This is a genomic window from Streptomyces lacrimifluminis, from assembly GCF_014646095.1.
Classification (GTDB): domain Bacteria; phylum Actinomycetota; class Actinomycetes; order Streptomycetales; family Streptomycetaceae; genus Streptomyces; species Streptomyces lacrimifluminis.
On record NZ_BMMU01000010.1, the window covers coordinates 55,402 to 74,571 of the forward strand.

Sequence of the window (19,170 nt, forward strand, 5' to 3'; positions counted from 1 at the left end):
CCGCGCTGGACAGATGCAGTAAACGGGCGGGTGAGTGGGAAACACGGCCTGCACTGCACCGACCCCACCCCTGAAGCTCCGGGCGGGACCGAAATCCTGCCGCCCGGCGGAGCCGTTACGCTGGTGTCGTGGCAGTCGTCGATGTATCCGAAGAGCTCAAGTCCCTCTCCTCGACCATGGAGTCGATCGAGGCCGTCCTGGACCTCGACAAGCTGAGGGCAGACATCGCCGTGCTCGAGGAGCAGGCGGCAGCGCCGTCCCTGTGGGACAACCCGGACGAGGCGCAGAAGATCACCAGCAAGCTGTCCCACCTCCAGGCCGAGGTCAGGAAGGCCGACGCCCTGCGCGGCCGGATCGACGATCTCTCGGTGATGTTCGAGATGGCCGAGGAGGAGGACGACCCGGACGCCCTTGCCGAGTCCGAGTCCGAACTCGTCGCCGTCAAGAAGGCGCTGGACGAACTGGAAGTCCGGACGCTGCTCAGCGGTGAGTACGACTCCCGCGAGGCCCTTGTCAACATCCGCGCCGAGGCCGGTGGCGTCGACGCCGCCGACTTCGCCGAGAAGCTCCAGCGGATGTACCTGCGGTGGGCCGAGCAGAAGGGCTACAAGACCGAGATCTACGAGACCTCGTACGCAGAAGAGGCCGGCATCAAGTCGACCACCTTCGCCGTGCAGATCCCGTACGCCTACGGCACCCTCTCCGTCGAGCAGGGCACGCACCGGCTCGTGCGCATCTCGCCCTTCGACAACCAGGGGCGCCGCCAGACCTCCTTCGCGGGCGTCGAGATCCTGCCCGTGGTCGAGAAGACCGACCACATCGAGATCGACGAGTCCGAGCTTCGGGTGGACGTCTACCGCTCCTCCGGCCCCGGTGGTCAGGGCGTCAACACGACCGACTCCGCGGTGCGGCTGACCCACCTCCCCACCGGCATCGTCGTCTCCTGCCAGAACGAGCGGTCGCAGATCCAGAACAAGGCCTCCGCGATGAACGTCCTCCAGGCCAAGCTGCTTGAGCGGCGCCGCCAGGAGGAGCAGGAGAAGATGAACGCCCTCAAGGGCGACGGCGGCAACTCCTGGGGCAACCAGATGCGTTCGTACGTCCTTCACCCGTACCAGATGGTCAAGGACCTGCGCACCGACTTCGAAGTCGGCAACCCCGAGGCCGTGTTCAACGGTGAGATCGACGGATTCCTCGAAGCCGGAATTCGCTGGCGCAAGCAGCAGGAGAAGTAGCACTCCGCAGGACGCGCCCGAACGCGCCTGAACGCGCCCGAAGGGCGCCTTGTCGACAAAGCAACCGCCGCCCGCTGGGCGGCGGTTGCTTTGCGTCGGTAGATGTCTGGGTTTTACATCACACTCACAGGGTCTGATGTGCGGCAAGCGAGGAGCAAGGGGACATTGCGCGCGCAACGACCTTGACGTGCTCTTGGAAAATCGGAAAGGTAAAGCGCGGCATGCGTATCTCTGGGGCGCATGTGAACCGGAGGTGCTCTCTGTCGCCTCTGTTGATCACGGCCCCGAGCGCGGCTCCACCGATGAATTCAGCTACTGGGGGTAGCAGCCATATGACGAACAAGACGCGGATCCGGGTCGCGCGGATCGCGGCCGGAGCGGTGATCGCCGCTGGTGCGTCCTTCACCGCCGCGGGCATAGCCTCCGCCGACGACTGTGAACTGCTCGGGGTCTGCGCCACGCCGAGCCCGGAACCGACCGTGACCGACCCGACCGGCGTCCCGACGGAGCCGGACCCGGACCCCACCACGGCGGACCCGGAGCCCTCGGAGCCGGACCCGGACCCCACCACGGCAGACCCGGAGCCCTCGGAGCCCGAGGAGCCCTCCACCGAGCCGAGCGAGCCCACCGAGGAGGAACCGAGCGCCGACCCGTCCGACGACCCGACGGACGACGGCAGCGGGACGGGCGGCGACGGTGGTGACGACACCGACGGCGGCAACAGCAACACCGACCCCGACGGCGGCTCCAACACCTCCGTCCAGGAGGAGGGCTCCTCGGCCCTCACCGACACGGGCTCGGACACCACGGCCCAGGGCTCGGGCGACGAGCTCGCCGAGACCGGTGCCGCCGAGACGGGCTTCCTGATCCTCGGTGCCGCCACCATGATCGCCGGCGGTGTCGCCTTCCGCGTCCTCCCGCGCCTCGTGGGCGGCCGTGGCGGCGCGGCAGCGTAAGCAGTGCCTGGCAGTACCCCGTAGTGCGCACGCGTAAGGGCCCGGAGCGACGAAGCTCCGGGCCCTTACGCGTTACACGCGTTACGTGTGATGTCGAGACTGTGTTCGGGCTATGCCGTCTGGTGTGCCACCAGCGCCAGTGCCGCGATCAGCAGTGCCAGCAGCGCGATCAGCGCCATCGGGTTCAGTCCGCCGAACTGACCGTCCTCCTGCAACCGCTGACGGCTGGCCCGGCAGACGCGACAGCGTCCCTCGTTCACGGGCGCCGCGCAGTTCGCGCACACCAATCGGTCGTACGTCATGCGCCTTGCCCTCCTTGCGCCGCTTCTACGCAGACAACGCTTCCGGGGACGCAACCGTTCCCCACTCCACGCTCCACTGTGCCAGGTTCCGCGGATTTCGGCGCGGCTCGCCTTATCCTGCCCAGCGCTTCCCCGGGTCAGTCGGCTGTGTGAGGCCGCTCACTACCGGCACAAAAGGGCACAACCCTTGTGCAAAGCACTCCCGCGCCTGCGCTCCCGTGCTCGGTTCGCGTATGGTCACGGTCACCTGCCCCCGATGGTCCGTGGTGTATCCGTGATCCGATTCGACAGCGTCTCCAAGGTCTACCCCAAGCAGAACCACCCCGCCCTCCGGGATGTCACCCTGGAGGTCGAAAAGGGTGAGTTCATCTTCCTCGTCGGGTCCTCCGGCTCCGGAAAGTCCACCTTCCTGCGGCTGATCCTCCGCGAGGAGCGCGCCAGCCACGGCCAGGTGCACGTCCTGGGCAAGGACCTCGCGCGCCTGTCCAACTGGAAGGTGCCGCAGATGCGGCGCCAGCTGGGGACGGTGTTCCAGGACTTCCGGCTGCTGCCGAACAAGACGGTCGCCGAGAACGTCGCCTTCGCGCAGGAGGTCATCGGCAAGTCGAAGGGCGAGATCCGCAAGTCCGTGCCCCAGGTGCTCGACCTCGTCGGTCTTGGCGGCAAGGAGGAGCGAATGCCCGGTGAGCTGTCCGGTGGTGAGCAGCAGCGTGTCGCCATCGCGCGGGCCTTCGTGAACCGGCCCAAGCTGCTGATCGCCGACGAGCCGACCGGCAACCTCGACCCGCAGACCTCCGTCGGCATCATGAAGCTGCTCGACCGGATCAACCGGACGGGCACGACCGTGGTGATGGCGACGCACGACCAGAACATCGTCGACCAGATGCGCAAGCGCGTCATCGAGCTGGAGAAGGGCCGTCTCGTCCGCGACCAGGCGCGCGGCGTCTACGGCTACCAGCACTGACGGTCACGGTCATGGTCACTGGTGATACTGGCGATCACCGGTGGTCGGTGACACAGACGGTCCTCGGAGTTCCCGGAAAGGCTTGAGCTCGCCATGCGTGCCCAGTTCGTACTGTCGGAGATCGGTGTCGGTCTCCGTCGCAATCTGACGATGACGTTCGCCGTCATCGTCTCCGTAGCCCTGTCGCTCGCCCTGTTCGGCGGCTCGCTCCTGATGAGCGACCAGGTCAGCTCGATGAAGGGCTACTGGTACGACAAGGTCAACGTCTCGGTGTTCCTCTGCAACAAGAGCGACGCCGAGTCCGACCCGAACTGTGCCAAGGGCGCGGTGACCGGCGACCAGAAGAAGCAGATCCTCGCTGATCTGAAGAAGATGGACTCGGTCGTGGAGAAGGTCACGTACGAGTCCGCGGACGAGGCCTACAAGCACTACAAGGAGCAGTTCGGCGACTCCCCGCTGGCCAGTTCGCTCACCCCGGACCAGATGCAGGAGTCGTACCGGATCAAGCTCAAGGACCCGGAGAAGTACCAGGTCATCGCGACCGCCTTCGACGGGCGCGACGGGGTGCAGTCCGTGCAGGACCAGAAGGGCATCCTCGACAACCTCTTCGAGCTGCTGAACCTGATGAACCGGGCGGCGCTCGGGGTGATGGCGCTCATGCTGATCGTCGCCCTGCTGCTGATCGTCAACACGGTGCGTGTCTCGGCGTTCAGCCGTCGGCGTGAGACGGGGATCATGCGGCTCGTCGGCGCCTCCGGCTTCTACATCCAGGCGCCGTTCATCATGGAGGCCGCGGTCGCCGGTGCGATCGGTGGTGGGCTGGCCTGTGTCTTCCTGATCCTCGGCCGGTACTTCACCATCGACCACGGCATGGCCCTGTCCGAGAAGCTCAACCTGATCACTTTCCTGGGCTGGGACGCCGTCCTGACGAAGCTGCCGCTGATCCTCGCCGCGAGCGTGCTGATGCCCGCGTTGGCCGCTTTCTTCGCGTTGCGCAAGTACCTGAAGGTGTGACGCATGCCAAGGGGGCCGTTCGGACATCCGACCGTACGGCCCTTCGCGTTGTCCTAGACTCACCCGCATGTCGGGCCGCGACCTGTTCACACAGCCCCGCCGCGCAGGCCGCGGGGCGGCTCTGACGTTGCTTTTCGCGAGTGTCCTGGTCGCCGGCGCTGCCACCGGATCGTTCCCCGAGCCCACCGAACAGAAGTCCGCCCTCCCGGACACGGACCGCTCCGCCGCCCCCGCCGGGCACCACGAGGACGTCGCCGCCGCTGCCGCCGAGGCCATGGCCGACGGCAAGTCCCCCATGGAGGCCGCCGAGCGCGCCGTCAGCCGCAGCGGGGACCGCTGGGGAGCGGTGTACTCCCCGGGGGACTACGAGGAGCTCGAAGAAGCTCTCGACGGCCGGTACACGGGCGTCGGGCTGTGGGCCCGGCGTGAGCGGGACGGCCGTATCGAGGTCACCAAGGTGCGGTCCGGGTCGCCCGCGGCCGTCGCCGGCATCCGTAGCGGAGACCGGTTGCGCAGTGTGGACGGCGAGGCGGTCGACGGGCGGCCGGTCACCGAGGTCGTCTCCTTACTCCGCGGTGACGCGCAGGACGCCGCCGCCGGTACGACCGTCCGGCTCGGGCTGGAACGCGGCACGCGCGCGTGGAGCGAGACCGTACGCCGGGCGCAGCTCTCCACGGACTCCGCGACCGTCCGTCGGGTCGCCGAGAGCAAGGTCACCGTCATCCGGGTCGCCGCCTTCACCAAGGGGGTCGGCGACGTGGTGCGCGGCGCGCTACGGGGGGCCCCGGCCGGCGCCGGGATCATTCTCGACCTGCGCGGCAACTCCGGCGGGCTGGTCACCGAGGCCGTCACCGTCGCCTCCGCCTTCCTCGACGGCGGCCTCGTCGCCACGTACGACGTCAACGGCGAGCAGCGCGCCCTGCACGCAGATCCGGGCGGCGACACCACCAGACCGCTGGTCGCGCTCGTCGACGGCGGCACGATGAGCGCGGCCGAACTGCTCACCGGCGCACTCCAGGACCGTGGCCGGGCGGTCGTCGTGGGCTCCAGGACCTTCGGCAAGGGCTCGGTGCAGATGCCGAGCCGGCTGCCCGACGGCTCCGTCGCCGAGCTGACCGTCGGCCACTACCGCACCCCCTCCGGCCGGGGCGTCGACGGCAGCGGCATCACGCCCGACCTGGAGGCGGACGAGGACGCCCTGCAGCGGGCCGAGACGGTGCTCAGCGGCCTCGGGCGGTAGCCGCCTCCGCCGACTCTCGCGCTCCTGCCAGCCCCTCTCGCGTTCCCGTGTTCACCGCTCCCGTTAATCGGCTTTCCGTGGACCCCCCGCGTAGTGCGAAAATGGGCGGCACTATGAGCAAGGGAATGTACGTACCGAAGGAGTCCCAGCCCAAGCAGGGCGGGACGGCCGCCAAGGGCCGGGACGGCGAGAAGGGCGGCAAGCGCAAGATCGTCGCCCAGAACAAGAAGGCCCGGCACGACTACGCGATCATCGACACCTACGAGGCAGGGCTGGTCCTCATGGGTACCGAGGTCAAGTCGCTGCGCGAGGGCCGCACCTCGCTGGCCGACGGCTTCGTCCAGATCGACCGGGGTGAGGCGTGGCTGCACAACGCCCACATCCCCGAGTACCACCAGGGCAGCTGGACCAACCACTCCGCGCGCCGCAAGCGGAAGCTGCTGCTGCACCGCGAGGAGATCGACAAGCTGGAGTCCAAGGCACAGGAGACCGGCCACACGATCATCCCCCTCGCGCTGTACTTCAAGGACGGCCGGGCGAAGGCGGAGATCGCTCTCGCGCGGGGCAAGAAGGAGTACGACAAGCGGCAGACGCTGCGGGAACAGCAGGACCGGCGGGAGTCGGACCGCGCGATCGCGGCGGCGAAGCGGAAGCAGCGCGACGCGTAGCCACGAGGAATACGGTGGCACGCGCTCGCGTTGGTCACGTACGATGGCACTGCACCTCACAGCGGGTGCGCAGGTCCTCCTCGGGGGACTCCTCCTCGGGGGACATTGAAAAAACAACATGGGGATGATCGGTTTCGACAGCGGATGTCGAAGCAGGGGAAGCGTGTCGAGGAAGCGGCCATGATCTCGTAAACCACAGGCCGAAAAAAATAATCGCCAATTCTAAGAGCGGTTCTTCCGCGCAGCAGTACTCTCTCGCCGCCTGATTCCAGGTAGCGACGAGTCTGCTCCGCACTAATGGGAGTGTCAGCCCGGGAGTGTTCCCGACCCGGATCCTGGCATCAGCTAGGGGACTAAACCTTGATCCTGGTCACGGGGTGAAGAGGGAAATCTAACAGTGACTGGGCCCGTCGGCGACTTGTTCGCGTGATTGCCGGGGCCGAGAAAAGCACAGCGAACTGCACACGGAGAAGCCCTGATTCCTCACCGTTGGACGCGGGTTCGATTCCCGCCATCTCCACAATTCCCATGTTATGCAGTGCCAAAGGCCCCGTCGCTTTCGAGCGGCGGGGCCTTTGGCGTGCCTGGGTGCCTACGACTACCTGGGTGCGGTGCCGCGTTTGGACGACTTGAGAGAGTCGATGAAGGGGGCGAAGGCTCCCGCCGGGAAGGTGAGGGTGCGGGTGGCCGGGGCCTTGGAGTCGCGGATGGCTGTGTGGGTGGGGGAGCTGGCTATCTCTACGCACTCGTTGCCGTCGCCGCCGCCGGAGTGCGACGACTTGCGCCAGGTGTCAGGGATGGTCATCGGGCGCCTCAAAGCTCCTTCGCCAACTTGTTGATGAAGTCACGCGAGCGTTCTGGTTCGAGTGACACGTCCTCCACCCTACGGAAGAGCGTTCGAAACGCGCTGAGTTGAGCTTCGGAATCGATGAAGACCGTGCCATGGGGTGCGTCGCGTACGACTGTGTCCAGCTTGGGTACGGAACCACTCACATAGGTCATCGCGTTTCCAGCTCGGGAAAAGCTGTCCAGGTCGAACGGGATCACACGCACGCTGATGTGATCCGCTTCGGAGACCTCCAGAATGCGGCCGAGTTGAGCCTGTGACACCTCGCGGTCGCTGACCCTGATGCGTAGGGCTGCTTCGTGGACCACGATCTCGATGGGAATGGGATTCGGACCTTCGATGATCGCGCGGCGCGCCATTCGGTGCCGGACGCGCAACTCGATTTCCTCTGGGGTGAGTTCAGGGATCCTGTCGGAGAACACGGCACGTGCGTAGTCCGCCGTTTGCAGTAGGCCCGGCACGTACATGATGGCCACGTGGCGCTGGAGGCGGGAGTGGTAATCCAGCTCGGACAGGTCCAGGAAGGACGTGGGCAACAGGCCCCGGTACTTCTCCCACCAGCCGCGAGTTCGATCGCTGGCCATCGCCACCAGGGCGTCGATGAACTCCTCGTCCGTGCAGGCGTAATGGGACGCGAGGCGACGCAGGCGCTGCTCACTCACCCCCGCGAGTGCGGACTCGATGTGGGTGATCTGTGCGGGGCTCACTCCGAGCAGTGCGGCCGCCTGGCGTGAGTTGAGGCCTGCTGTTTCACGGAGTCTGCGTAGTTCGGTCGCCAAGCGCGTCTGGCGGGCCGTTGGTTCGCGCCTCAAAGCTCTCGACCACTCCTTGGTTCAACGCGCCTGGGGCGCGACTCGTTCGGGGTCAGATTACGCGACCGTCTTGCCTCATCTCTATATTTAGATCTACTGTCGGTGACGCGACGCACACTCTGCGGAACGCCGGGACCCCCGGAAGCGCACCACTCCGTCCTGCCACGACGGCTGCGGCATGCCACCACCCGCCCGACCGCAACCCCCACCACCGAACGGGAGTTGACGCATGCCCGAAACCGATGCCGAACCCGAGTTCACGTCCGACCCCGAGTCCTGGGAGTACTCCCTCTACATCCCCAACGACCTCCGCGCAGTCACCGTCAGCCGCCGTACCCTCCGCCTGATCCTGACCATGCACGGACTGATCGGCCTCGTCGATGTCGCGGAACTCCTCGCTACCGAGCTGGTTTCCAACGCGGTACGGCACACCAAGGGCCCCGCGGCCCTGCGCGTGCGCTGGTCGGCCGGCGTACTGCGGATCGGGGCCTGGGACGCGGACCCTCGACCGCCGGAGCCGCCGCAGGAGTTGGGCCAGCTCATCGAGTCCGACGACGGGGGGCGCGGGCTCGGAATGGTGCGGGCCTGTTCAGATCTCTGGGGGTGGCAGCCGCTGTCCCGGTTCGGGAATCGTGGGAAATTCGTGTGGTGCGAGCTGCGGGCCGCCGCGTGATGCGCCCGGAACTGGAAGAGGAAGTCTCCGGCATCGCCACGGGGCTTGTGGCGGCCATGGCTCTGGTGGCCCTCTCGCCCGAGAGTGCCATGACCGAACTCCGCCGCAGTCTCAAGGAGATCCTCCAGCGGGAGGGGCTGTCGCCCGGAGAGATCGCGTATCTGTGGGAAAGATCGAGAACTGGCCGCCGGGATACGCCGAGCAATGGGCCATCGGCTACGCGGACGGCCTGGCGAAGGGGAAGGCCAAGACGATTCTGACCGTGCTGGAAGTAAGCGGCTCCCCGTCTCCGACGACATCCGCGACCGCGTCACCACCTGCGCCGACCTTGCCCGCCTCGACGACTGGCTCGACCGCGTCGGCACTGCGGAGCGCACGGAGGATTTGTTCACCGGGGAACCGGACGGTGTGACGGGTGGTGCTCCTGAACAGGGCTGACGGATCGTAGAGTGCCCGGATGAGCATCATCGGAGTCGGGATCGACGTCGCCGAGATCGAACGGTTTCGGGCCTCGCTGGAGCGGACGCCCGCACTGGCCCAACGGCTGTTCCTGGAGAGCGAGTTGCTGCTGCCCAGCGGTGAGCGGCGGGGTGCCGCCTCGCTCGCTGCCCGGTTCGCCGCCAAGGAGGCGCTCGCCAAGGCGCTGGGTGCTCCGGTGGGCCTGCTCTGGACGGACGCGGAGGTCTGCGTCGAGGACAGTGGACGGCCCTGGCTGCGGGTGACGGGGACCGTTGCCGCGCGTGCGGCGGAACTCGGGGTGCGGTCATGGCATGTGTCGCTCAGCCATGACGCGGGGGTGGCTTCGGCTGTGGTGATCGCGGAGGGGTAGGGCCTCCACGCAGGGGCTCGGCCCGTCTACGGCGGGCCGGTCGGTGGGCCGTGCGGGAGACTCGGTGTATGCGAACTGCGTACGGCGTGGAGACGGTACGGGCGGCCGAGCGTGAGCTGATGGCGCGGTTGCCGGAGGGTGTGCTCATGCAGCGCGCGGCGGCCGGACTGGCTGTCGCCTGCGGCCGGTTGATGGGGCGGGTGTACGGCCGCCGGGTCGTCCTGCTCGTCGGCAGCGGTGACAACGGCGGCGACGCCCTGTACGCCGGGGCCAGGCTCGCCCGGCGCGGAGCCGGCGTCACCGCGGTGCTGCTCGCCCCGGAGCGTACGCACGCCGGAGGGCTCGCGGCCCTGCGGGGAGCAGGCGGGACGGTGATTTCCGGTTCCAGTTCCGGTTCCAGTGGTGCCGAGGTGGCGATCCGGCGCGCCGACCTCGTCGTCGACGGCATCGTCGGGATCGGAGGGCGGGGCGGGCTGCGGGCCGATGCCCTGCCGTTGGCCGAGGCGGTGCGGGAGGCGCGGGTCGCCGTGGTCGCCGTTGATCTGCCCAGCGGGGTCGACGCCGACAGCGGTGAGGTGAACGGGGAGGCCCTGCGTGCCGATCTGACCGTGACCTTCGGGACCCACAAGCCGGGGCTGCTCATCGATCCCGCGCGGGAGTACGCCGGGACGGTGCGGCTCGTCGACATCGGGCTCGGTGAGGTACTTCCCGAGCCGGCCGAGCTGGAGGCGTTGCAACACGCCGACGTCGCCCGGCTGTTGCCGGTGCCCGGTGTCGAGAGCGACAAGTACCGGCGGGGTGTCGTCGGGATCGCGGCGGGGTCGGCGCGGTATCCGGGGGCCGCTGTGCTGGCTGTCGCGGGCGCGCTGCGGGGTGGCGCCGGGGCCGTGCGGTACGTGGGCCCGGCGGCCGACGCGGTGATCGCCCGCTTTCCCGAGGTGCTCGTGTCCGACCAGGGGCCGCACAAGGCGGGGCGCGTGCAGGCGTGGGTCGTGGGGCCCGGGGCCGGGGAGGACGCCGCCACGGTCGCCGAGGTGCTGGGGGCGGACGTACCCGTGCTGATCGACGCGGACGGGCTGCGGCTGGCGGACCGGGAGGCGGTGCGGAGGCGTGGCGCGCCGACGCTGATGACTCCCCACGCGGGGGAGGCCGCCGCGCTGCTCGGGGTGGCCCGTGCGGAGGTGGAGGGCGCCCGGTTGTCGGCGGTGCGTGAACTCGCCGCCCGCTATGGGGCGACCGTCCTGCTCAAGGGCTCGACCACGCTGGTCGCCGACCCGGCGGGGGGTGCCGTACGGGTCAACGCGACCGGCACGGGGTGGCTCGCCACCGCCGGCAGTGGTGACGTGCTGTCGGGGTTGGGCGGGTCGCTGCTGGCGGCGGGGCTTACCGCGTTGGACGCGGGCAGTGTGGGGGCGTATCTGCACGGGCTGGCGGGGCGGCTGGCGTCGGAGGGGGCGCCGGTGGGGGCGCAGGACGTGGCGGAGGGGGTGGGGAGGGCTTGGCGGAATGTCCGGGGCGTTTGAGGTGCTGAGGCGCACGGTCGGGTGACCCCGCCGCGCGGCTGAGCCCGGTGGCGTCAACCCCGCGTTCTCCTGATCGCATGATCAGTCGACCGTTCCTGCTCCGAGGGCTCACCGCGCTGCTTGTCGCGGTGGCCGTGCTGCCCGTCGGCCCTGCCTTCGCCGATCCCGTGCCATCCGCCCCCGGCCCCGAGGGCGTCCTCGTGCCCGGTGTGCCCCCCGCCCCCTCCCAGCCCTGGACCTTCGACACGCCGGACCAGGTGCTCGCGCCGCAGGTGTACACGCCGACGAGGCAGGAGGACGCCCTTGAGCCGGCCCAGGCCGCGCAGGGGACGTACGACCTCATCGAGTACGTACCGTTGGGTGACGCCGCCCGGAAAGTGGCCTGCTCCAAGCTGACCGGGCCCTATCAGCGGCAGGTCGAGTACTGGCTGAAGCTGAAGGTGGACGGAAAGCAGTCCGCCGCCGACTGCCGGGCCATCCGTGCCTTTCAGCGCAAGCACAAGATCAAACCGGACAGCGGATTCGCCGGGCCCGTCACCTGGTCCCGTATGCAGCTGCTGTCCGCCAGGAAGAATCCGAACGCCGCCGGTAAGTGTCCCGTGCGGACCTACCGTGTCGCCTGTGTCGATCTCGGGCGGCAGCTGACCTGGGTGCAGAAGGGGAGGAAGGTCGTTTACGGGCCGGTGCCCGTCCGCAGCGGACGGACGGCGTACCCGACGCGCGGCGGGTGGCACAAGGTGTACTGGAAGCACAAGAACCACCACTCGACCCTCTACGACACCCCCATGCCCTACGCCCAGTTCTTCAGCGGCGGCCAGGCCTTCCACGCCGTCTACGGCAGCATCTACACCACCGTCGGCTCCATGGGCTGCGTCAATATGCGGCTCGCCGACGCCCGTACCCTCTGGGGCGTTCTGAAGACGGGCGACCGCGTGTACGTGTGGGGACGGCGGGCCGCCGGGTAGCCGGGAGTGTGCTCCACGGTCCCTCTGAGACACTGGGGGCGCCATGAGTGAGACAGCAGCCCCGCCGGCCGCCGCCCTGCGAGCCCGCGCCGAGATCGACCTGGCCGCCCTGCGGGCCAACGTACGGACCCTGCGCGCCCGCGCGCGCGGCGCGGCCCTGATGGCCGTCGTGAAGTCCGACGCGTACGGCCACGGGGCGCTCCGGTGTGCTCGGGCAGCCGTCGAGGCGGGCGCCGAGTGGCTCGGCACCGCCACGCCCGAGGAGGCGCTCGCGCTGCGGGAGCCGGCCTCCGGGATTCCCCGTCACGTACGGGTCATGTGCTGGCTCTGGACCCCCGGCGGGCCCTGGCAGGCCGCCATCGAGGCCGACATCGACGTGTCGGTGGGCGGGATGTGGGCCCTGCGGGAGGTCGTCGAGGCCGCCTCTGTCGCTCACCGGCCCGCTCGCGTCCAGCTGAAGGCCGACACCGGGCTCGGGCGCGGCGGCTGCCAGCCGGGGGACGACTGGTGCGCGCTCGTGGCCGCCGCCCTGCGCGCCGAGCGTGACGGGCTGATCCGCGTCACCGGGCTCTGGTCCCACCTCGCCTGCGCCGACGAACCCGAACACCCCTCCGTCGACGCCCAGCTCACCCGCTTCCACGAGATGGTCGCGTACGCCGAGCGGCACGGACTGCGGCCCGAGGTGCGGCACCTCGCCAACTCGCCCGCCGTGCTCAGCCGTCCGGACACACACTTCGACCTCGTACGGACAGGAGTGGCCGTCTACGGCATCTCGCCGAGCCCGGAGATCGGCACCTCCGCCGACCTCGGCCTTCGCCCCGTGATGACGCTGGCCGCCTCGCTCGCGCTGGTCAAGCACGTACCGGGCGGGCACGGCGTCAGCTACGGGCACCACTACGTCACCCCCGGCGCCACCACCCTCGGCCTCGTCCCCGTCGGCTACGCGGACGGCATCCCGCGTCACGCCTCCGGCACCGGTCCCGTCCTGATCGGCGGGAAGTGGCGGACCGTGGCCGGGCGGGTCGCCATGGACCAGTTCGTCGTCGACCTGGGGGGCGACGAGCCCGAAGCGGGCGCGGAGGTCCTGCTCTTCGGGCCCGGTGACCGCGGTGAGCCCACCGCCGAGGACTGGGCGCAGGCGGCAGGGACGATCGCGTACGAGATCGTCACCCGCATCGGAACCCGGGTGCCCCGCGTCTACGTGAACGAGAAAGAGGAACAAGAGGGCCAAGAGGGGTAGCCGCCCGGAGGGATCCTCGGCCGGGCGGCACGAGTAACCCGGGCAACTCCGGTAACCCTTCCCACGTCAGCAAGCCCAGCAACGTCAGCATCTTCAGCAACTCGATCCAGCAAGCCCGGCCCCTTCGGTAAGCGCCGCAAGGTCCGGCGACTTCAGTGGTAATTCCAGATTCCAGCGAGGAGCGGTACGTGAGCGAGAGCAGTGCGGAGGTCGTCGCGAGCGTCGCCACGGCGGCCGTGGCCTCCGCCGCAGGGGCGACGGGCGGGGGATGGCGCCGGGCGACCGGCATCGCGGGCGTCGCCATAGGCGTGGTGGCCGCCGGTGCCGCCGCGGGGGTCGCCGTCGAGCGGCTCACCGTGGGGCGCGGCATGCGCGAGAGGGCGCGGCTCGCGCTCGACTCGACGGGCCCGTACGGCGCGCTGCGCGGCACGCCGGGCAAGGCGTACGCCGACGACGGCACCGAGCTGTACTACGAGGTCGACGACGTCGACCCGGAGGCCGCGCCCGCCCTCACCCCGCGTCGGCGGCGGCTCTTCGGGCGCAAGGCCCCGGCGCCCGTCACCGTCGTCTTCAGCCACGGCTACTGCCTCAGCCAGGACTCCTGGCACTTCCAGCGGGCCGCCCTGCGCGGTGTCGTCCGCAGCGTGTACTGGGACCAGCGCAGCCACGGTCGGTCCGGGCGGGGAGTCGCCCAGCACGAGGGTGTGGCCGTCTCCATGGACCAGCTCGGACGGGACCTGAAAACCGTCCTCGACGCCGCCGTGCCCGAGGGGCCGATCGTGCTCGTCGGGCACTCCATGGGCGGGATGACCGTCATGGCCTTCGCCGACCAGTACCCGGACGTCGTGCGGGAGCGGGTCGTCGCCGTCGCCTTCGTCGGTACGTCGTCCGGGCGGCTCGGCGAGGTCAACTTCGGGCTGCCCGTCGCGGGCGTGAACGCCGTCCGGCGGGTGCTGCCCGGCGTACTGAAGGCGCTGGGGCAGCAGGCCGAGTGGGTGGAACGGGGACGCCGGGCCACCGCCGATCTCTTCGCCGGCATCATCAAGCGGTACTCGTTCTCGTCGAGGGACGTCGATCCCGCCGTCGCCCGGTTCGCCGAGCGGATGATCGAGGGCACGCCCATCGACGTCGTCGCCGAGTTCTACCCGGCCTTCACCGAGCACGACAAGACCGAGGCCCTGGCCCACTTCAAGGACCTGCCCGTACTGGTGCTGGCCGGGGTCGGTGACCTCGTCACGCCCAGCGGGCACAGTGAGGCCATCGCCGACCTGCTGCCGGACGCCGAGCTGGTCCTTGTGCCGGACGCCGGGCACCTGGTGATGCTGGAACACCCGGAGGCGGTCACCGACCGGCTCGCCGACCTCCTCACCCGTGTGGGTGCCGTGCCGACAGGGGCTACGGTTTCCGGTTATGGAAGCACCAGCAGCAGCGCACGACGACCAGGCTGAGTCGCCCTCGCACCCGACACCCGCGTCGACCACCTCGCCCGTGTCGTCCTCCTCCTCGTCCTCCTCGGCCTTCGAGCTGACCGTCAACTCGCCCGACGAGATGCGGGAGTTGGGCCGCCGGCTCGCCGGGCAGCTGCGGGCCGGCGACCTCGTGATGCTCACCGGTGAGCTGGGCGCGGGCAAGACGACGCTGACGCGCGGGCTCGGCGAGGGGCTCGGGGTCCGGGGGGCGGTCACCTCGCCCACCTTCGTGATCGCCCGCGTCCACCCCTCCCTCGGCGACGGCCCTCCGCTCGTCCACGTGGACGCGTACCGGCTGGGCGGCGGTCTCGACGACATGGAGGATCTCGACCTCGATGTCTCGCTGCCCGAGTCCGTCATCGTTGTCGAGTGGGGCGAGGGCAAGGTCGAGGAGCTGACCGACGACCGGCTCCATCTCCTCATCCACCGGTCCGTCGGCACTGTGCCTTCCCGGGGGACGGCCCCCGGATCCCCGGACACGGACGAGGTCCGGCACGTCACTCTCACGGGGGTGGGGGAGCGGTGGGCGACGGTTGACCTGAGCGCCGTATGAACGTTTACGTGAATGTTCCGACAATCCGTCGGCAAGATGTTGCGTGGGGCGTCCCGCGCGTGGTCACATGGTATCCAGTCCGTGGTTAGGGTTACCTAACTACGTCTGCCCCCGAGCGACAGGAGGCGTCCATGTCGGCTACCGAGAGCACGCCCAAGCCGAAGCCGTACGCGGTCCCCGGGGTGTCCATGCGCGATCTGCTGGCGGCCGGCGCCGCCGCCCGCGCGGTCTCCACGCCCCCGCGCGCGCCCGACGCACCCGGTCGGCGGCCCAAAGCCGCTTAGCCGGGCCGCCTAGTCGGGCCGGCTGGCCGGGCCGGTCGACCCGTCTAGCGGATCACGACGACCTTTTCGCCGATCGTCGCGAACTCCCACATCGCGTCCCCGTCCGTCCGGCTCTCCCGGATACCGCCCGTGCGGGCCTCCGGGTCCTGCCGCGGAACCGAGCCGTCCACCGCCGCGCTGAAGCCGATGGCCACTCCGTCCACGCTCGTGAACCGCACGACGTGCTCGATCGGCGTGCCGTCGGTCCCCGTGATCGAGTTCGAGCGGGACGTGACCGGATAGCTGCCCGGCGCCGGGTCGACCGTGCCCGGCGCGACCGGGAACGAGCGGCGCGCCCTGCCGTTGTCGCCGACCAGCCACACCCGGTCGTCGTCCAGCGAGTACACGACCCGCCTGCCCGCCCCTGACCCGGCCGGCAGCGCGCCCGGGTGCCGGGTGTCCCGGGGGACCTTCGAGGCCGTCACCGGCGTCGAGGAGGACGCGCGCTCGGCGCCCGGGCGCAGCGGGGCGTTCGCCGAGGCCTGGTAGGCGAGGAAGCCGACCGTGGCGAGGGCCGCCACGGTGAGCCCGGTCACGAATCCCGAGCTGCTCCTGGTCACCGGTGCCCACCTCTTCGTCTCGTACGTCCCGTTTTGCGGCGACGGTAGCAGCAGTCGTGCCGCCGCCCGGGGCGGCCGTGCGCGGGGCGCGGGCGCCGTAGGCTGTTCGCGTGCTCTTGCTCGCTCTGGATACCGCCACCCCGGCCGTCACGGTCGCCCTGCACGACGGGACGGCCGTCGTCGCCGCGTCGAGCCAGGTCGACGCCCGCCGGCACGGGGAACTGCTGCTGCCCGCCGTCGACCGGATCCTCGCCGAGGCGGGCACGGGCTTCGACGCCGTCACCGGCGTCGTCGTCGGCACCGGCCCCGGCCCCTACACCGGACTCCGCGTCGGCCTGATGACCGCCGACACCTTCGGCCTGGCGCTCGGCGTCCCCGTACACGGCGTCTGCACGCTGGACGGCCTCGCGTACGCCGCCAATGTCGAAGGCCCCTTCGTCGTGGCGACCGACGCCCGCCGCAAGGAGGTCTACTGGGCGCGCTACAGCGACTCCCGTACGAGGGTCACGGAGCCGTCCGTCGACCGGCCGGCGGACATCGCCGACCAGGTCGCGGGCCTGCCGGCCGTCGGCGCGGGCGCCCTGCTCTACCCCGACACCTTCCCGAGCGCGCACGCGCCCGAGCACGTCAGCGCGGCGGCCCTCGCCTCACTGGCCGCCGAACGGCTGGCGGCGGGCGTCGAACTCCCGGCCCCCCGCCCCCTCTACCTGCGCCGACCCGACGCCCAGGTCCCCAAGAACTACAAGGTGGTCACCCCCAAGTGACGACTGCCGTGCTGCGCGAGATGCGCTGGTGGGACATCGAGCCCGTGCTGGAGCTGGAGAAGGACCTCTTCCCCGAGGACGCCTGGTCCCGGGGCATGTTCTGGTCGGACCTGGCCCACGCGCGGGGACCGCAGGCGACCCGGCGGTACTTCGTCGCCGAGGAGGAGAGCCCTCAGGGGGGTCGGCGGATCATCGGGTACGGGGGGCTCGCCGTCGCCGGTACGGAATCCGACAGTGGCTCCGCCACGGGGGCCGACGTACAGACGATCGCCGTCGCCCGCGAGCACTGGGGCACCGGCCTCGGCGCCGTGCTGCTGACCGAGCTGCTGCGGGCGGCGACCGCGTTCGAGTGCGCCGAGGTGATGCTCGAGTGCCGGGTGGACAACGTGCGCGCCCAGAAGCTGTACGAGAGGTTCGGTTTCGAGCCCATCGGGTTCCGGCGCGGCTACTACCAGCCGGGGAACGTCGACGCCCTGGTGATGCGGCTGCGCGACCCGTCGGCCTCGGTGCCGGCGCGAGAAGCCGACGTGCCGCAGACCGACGTGCAGGTAACTGACACACAGGTAGCTGACGTGCAGAAAACAGACGTGCAGAAAACTGACGTGCAGCACATCGACGTACAAGGAACCGAGAGCAATGGCTGACTCCAAGGACGTGCCGCTCGTCCTCGGCATCGAGACCTCCTGCGACGAGACCGGCGTCGGTGTCGTCCGGGGGACCACGCTCCTCGCGGACGCCATCGCGTCCAGCGTCGACGAGCACGCCCGGTTCGGGGGTGTCGTGCCCGAGGTGGCCTCGCGCGCGCACCTGGAGGCGATGGTGCCGACCATCGAGCGGGCACTGAAGGAAGCCGGGGTGAGCCCGAAGGACCTCGACGGCATCGCCGTCACCGCCGGTCCCGGGCTCGCGGGCGCCCTGCTGGTCGGGGTCTCGGCGGCGAAGGCGTACGCGTACGCGCTCGGCAAGCCCTTGTACGGGGTGAACCACCTCGCCTCCCACATCTGCGTCGACCAGCTGGAACACGGGCCGCTGCCCGAGCCGACGATGGCCCTGCTGGTCTCCGGCGGTCACTCCTCGCTCCTTCTCTCCTCGGACATCACCTCCGACGTACGGCCCATGGGCGCGACCATCGACGACGCGGCAGGCGAGGCCTTCGACAAGATCGCGCGGGTGCTGAACCTGGGCTTCCCCGGCGGTCCCGTCATCGACCGGTACGCGCGCGAGGGCGACCCGAAGGCCATCGCGTTCCCGCGCGGGCTGACCGGGCCGCGCGACCCGGCGTACGACTTCTCCTTCTCCGGGCTCAAGACGGCCGTGGCCCGCTGGATCGAGGCGAAGCGGGCGGCGGGGGAGGAGGTGCCGGTGCGTGACGTGTCGGCCTCCTTCCAGGAGGCGGTGGTGGACGTGCTGACCCGGAAGGCGGTACGCGCCTGCAAGGACGAGGGCGTCGACCACCTGATGATCGGCGGGGGCGTGGCCGCCAACTCCCGGCTGCGGGCGCTCGCCAAGGAGCGCTGCGAGGCGGCCGGTATCCAACTCCGGGTGCCCCGACCCAAGTTGTGCACGGACAACGGTGCGATGGTGGCCGCGCTGGGCGCCGAGATGGTCGCTCGTAACCGGGCCCCCTCCGACTGGGACCTGTCGGCGGACTCGTCGCTGCCGGTGACCGACCCGCATGTGCCCGGTCGTTCGCACGATCATGTGCATGAGGTGGGCGAGGGGAACCTGTACGCGTGACGGTCGCGTTGATGTGGGAGGCGCGGGCCGTCGAGGGGCGTGGGGACGAACTCCTCGCCTGGGCACGGGCGCAGGAGCTGGCAGCACAACCCCTGCGCCGGGAGACGCTCCGGGCTCCGCAGGACCGTGTCCTCGTCATCACGTGGTGGGACGCGGAGTTCGACGCCGAGCTGCCCGAACTCCCGGAGCCGGGGGAGAAGTTGGTGGCGCGGGCGGTTCACCGGTGGCGTTTTGAGGTGGTGGGCGCGTAGCGCCCGCTCGGGCGTTCGTCCGCGTGGTCCGTCGTCTACGGGGTGTCGACGACGGCGTCGGTAGTCCGGACCGCAGAGGAAGTCGGCTCCGGGGGTATCGGGGGCATGCGGTCACCGCAATTAGCGCCCTGCTTCTTACCGGGGAGTGGGCCCTGCGGCATTTTCCGCGAGGCATCGATCGATTGGCGGGATCTATGCGCCATCTTGCCTCTGGTGTCCCTTGCACCCCCTCAAGTCCCTTGAGT

The 19,170-nt window shown here is 69.9% G+C and carries 22 protein-coding genes and 1 other RNA gene; 19 read left to right on the forward strand and 4 right to left on the reverse strand.

The window, feature by feature from the left end:
• Nucleotides 1-128 precede the first annotated feature (128 nt).
• Both prfB and IEY89_RS16970 read left to right on the forward strand, forming a co-directional pair.
• Nucleotides 129-1,235, forward strand: a complete 1,107-nt coding sequence (prfB, locus tag IEY89_RS16965) for a peptide chain release factor 2 (RefSeq protein ID WP_189148248.1) — start codon at nt 129-131, stop codon at nt 1,233-1,235.
• Between the two features lie 332 nt (nt 1,236-1,567).
• Nucleotides 1,568-2,191: a hypothetical protein gene (locus IEY89_RS16970; RefSeq protein WP_189148249.1), complete on the forward strand. Its 624-nt coding sequence runs from the start codon at nt 1,568-1,570 to the stop codon at nt 2,189-2,191.
• Nucleotides 2,192-2,301: 110 nt separating this feature from the next.
• Here IEY89_RS16970 and IEY89_RS16975 read toward each other — a convergent pair whose 3' ends face one another.
• Complete coding sequence (locus IEY89_RS16975; RefSeq protein ID WP_189148250.1) at nt 2,302-2,493, reverse strand: hypothetical protein; 192 nt, start codon at nt 2,491-2,493, stop codon at nt 2,302-2,304.
• Between the two features lie 274 nt (nt 2,494-2,767).
• On the opposite strand from IEY89_RS16975, the gene ftsE reads away from it, so the two are divergent.
• From ftsE to ssrA, 5 genes are all read left to right on the forward strand, one after another.
• Nucleotides 2,768-3,457, forward strand: a complete 690-nt coding sequence (gene ftsE / locus IEY89_RS16980) for a cell division ATP-binding protein FtsE (RefSeq protein ID WP_053741518.1) — start codon at nt 2,768-2,770, stop codon at nt 3,455-3,457.
• Between the two features lie 93 nt (nt 3,458-3,550).
• Nucleotides 3,551-4,471, forward strand: a complete 921-nt coding sequence (gene ftsX, locus IEY89_RS16985) for a permease-like cell division protein FtsX (protein ID WP_189148251.1) — start codon at nt 3,551-3,553, stop codon at nt 4,469-4,471.
• Between the two features lie 67 nt (nt 4,472-4,538).
• Nucleotides 4,539-5,711, forward strand: a complete 1,173-nt coding sequence (locus IEY89_RS16990) for a S41 family peptidase (protein WP_189148252.1) — start codon at nt 4,539-4,541, stop codon at nt 5,709-5,711.
• A 125-nt stretch (nt 5,712-5,836) separates the two neighbouring features.
• A complete protein-coding gene (gene smpB / locus IEY89_RS16995) occupies nt 5,837-6,379 on the forward strand; it encodes an SsrA-binding protein SmpB (RefSeq protein WP_229695283.1) in 543 nt (180 codons plus the stop codon).
• 120 nt (nt 6,380-6,499) lie between these two features.
• Nucleotides 6,500-6,902, forward strand: a transfer-messenger RNA (tmRNA) gene (gene ssrA, locus IEY89_RS17000).
• A gap of 75 nt (nt 6,903-6,977) precedes the next feature.
• Here the strand turns inward: ssrA and IEY89_RS17005 are convergent.
• Together IEY89_RS17005 and IEY89_RS17010 are read right to left on the reverse strand one after the other, a co-directional pair.
• On the reverse strand, nt 6,978-7,184 hold the full coding sequence (locus IEY89_RS17005; protein WP_189148253.1) for a DUF397 domain-containing protein: 207 nt from the start codon (nt 7,182-7,184) through the stop codon (nt 6,978-6,980).
• A gap of 8 nt (nt 7,185-7,192) precedes the next feature.
• Nucleotides 7,193-8,038 (reverse strand): helix-turn-helix domain-containing protein, encoded by an 846-nt coding sequence (locus IEY89_RS17010; RefSeq protein WP_189148254.1) that lies wholly within the window; start codon nt 8,036-8,038, stop codon nt 7,193-7,195.
• A gap of 229 nt (nt 8,039-8,267) precedes the next feature.
• Here IEY89_RS17010 and IEY89_RS17015 point away from each other — a divergent pair, with 229 nt between their 5' ends.
• The 8 genes from IEY89_RS17015 to IEY89_RS17050 all read left to right on the forward strand — a co-directional run bounded on the left by IEY89_RS17015 (nt 8,268) and on the right by IEY89_RS17050 (nt 15,574).
• Nucleotides 8,268-8,711, forward strand: a complete 444-nt coding sequence (locus IEY89_RS17015; protein ID WP_189148255.1) for an ATP-binding protein — start codon at nt 8,268-8,270, stop codon at nt 8,709-8,711.
• A gap of 457 nt (nt 8,712-9,168) precedes the next feature.
• Complete coding sequence (locus IEY89_RS17020; protein WP_189148256.1) at nt 9,169-9,540, forward strand: holo-ACP synthase; 372 nt, start codon at nt 9,169-9,171, stop codon at nt 9,538-9,540.
• A gap of 68 nt (nt 9,541-9,608) precedes the next feature.
• Nucleotides 9,609-11,063 carry an NAD(P)H-hydrate dehydratase gene (locus IEY89_RS17025; RefSeq protein WP_189148257.1) on the forward strand — a complete coding sequence of 485 codons (1,455 nt, stop codon included), beginning with the start codon at nt 9,609-9,611 and terminating at the stop codon, nt 11,061-11,063.
• 77 nt (nt 11,064-11,140) lie between these two features.
• Nucleotides 11,141-12,028: a L,D-transpeptidase family protein gene (locus tag IEY89_RS17030; RefSeq protein ID WP_189148258.1), complete on the forward strand. Its 888-nt coding sequence runs from the start codon at nt 11,141-11,143 to the stop codon at nt 12,026-12,028.
• A 43-nt stretch (nt 12,029-12,071) separates the two neighbouring features.
• Complete coding sequence (alr, locus tag IEY89_RS17035) at nt 12,072-13,268, forward strand: alanine racemase (RefSeq protein WP_189148259.1); 1,197 nt, start codon at nt 12,072-12,074, stop codon at nt 13,266-13,268.
• A 188-nt stretch (nt 13,269-13,456) separates the two neighbouring features.
• Nucleotides 13,457-14,716, forward strand: a complete 1,260-nt coding sequence (locus IEY89_RS17040; protein ID WP_189148260.1) for an alpha/beta fold hydrolase — start codon at nt 13,457-13,459, stop codon at nt 14,714-14,716.
• On the forward strand, nt 14,679-15,290 hold the full coding sequence (gene tsaE / locus IEY89_RS17045) for a tRNA (adenosine(37)-N6)-threonylcarbamoyltransferase complex ATPase subunit type 1 TsaE (protein ID WP_268240734.1): 612 nt from the start codon (nt 14,679-14,681) through the stop codon (nt 15,288-15,290). Before IEY89_RS17040 ends, tsaE begins: the two co-directional genes overlap by 38 nt.
• Nucleotides 15,291-15,421: 131 nt before the next feature.
• On the forward strand, nt 15,422-15,574 hold the full coding sequence (locus IEY89_RS17050; RefSeq protein ID WP_189148262.1) for a hypothetical protein: 153 nt from the start codon (nt 15,422-15,424) through the stop codon (nt 15,572-15,574).
• A gap of 44 nt (nt 15,575-15,618) precedes the next feature.
• Here the strand turns inward: IEY89_RS17050 and IEY89_RS17055 are convergent, their stop codons facing one another.
• Nucleotides 15,619-16,173 carry a L,D-transpeptidase gene (locus IEY89_RS17055; protein WP_189148263.1) on the reverse strand — a complete coding sequence of 185 codons (555 nt, stop codon included), beginning with the start codon at nt 16,171-16,173 and terminating at the stop codon, nt 15,619-15,621.
• Nucleotides 16,174-16,283: 110 nt separating this feature from the next.
• Between IEY89_RS17055 and tsaB the strand changes: the two genes are divergently transcribed.
• From tsaB to IEY89_RS17075, 4 genes are read left to right on the forward strand one after another with little or no spacing between them, the layout of a single operon-like run.
• Nucleotides 16,284-16,937 (forward strand): tRNA (adenosine(37)-N6)-threonylcarbamoyltransferase complex dimerization subunit type 1 TsaB, encoded by a 654-nt coding sequence (tsaB, locus tag IEY89_RS17060; RefSeq protein ID WP_189148264.1) that lies wholly within the window; start codon nt 16,284-16,286, stop codon nt 16,935-16,937.
• Between the two features lie 20 nt (nt 16,938-16,957).
• On the forward strand, nt 16,958-17,581 hold the full coding sequence (gene rimI / locus IEY89_RS17065; protein ID WP_189148405.1) for a ribosomal protein S18-alanine N-acetyltransferase: 624 nt from the start codon (nt 16,958-16,960) through the stop codon (nt 17,579-17,581).
• A complete protein-coding gene (gene tsaD, locus IEY89_RS17070) occupies nt 17,574-18,674 on the forward strand; it encodes a tRNA (adenosine(37)-N6)-threonylcarbamoyltransferase complex transferase subunit TsaD (RefSeq protein ID WP_189148265.1) in 1,101 nt (366 codons plus the stop codon). The genes rimI and tsaD overlap by 8 nt, the downstream gene beginning before the upstream one ends.
• Nucleotides 18,671-18,925 carry a hypothetical protein gene (locus tag IEY89_RS17075; RefSeq protein WP_189148266.1) on the forward strand — a complete coding sequence of 85 codons (255 nt, stop codon included), beginning with the start codon at nt 18,671-18,673 and terminating at the stop codon, nt 18,923-18,925. The genes tsaD and IEY89_RS17075 overlap by 4 nt, the downstream gene beginning before the upstream one ends.
• Nucleotides 18,926-19,170: the final 245 nt, after the last annotated feature.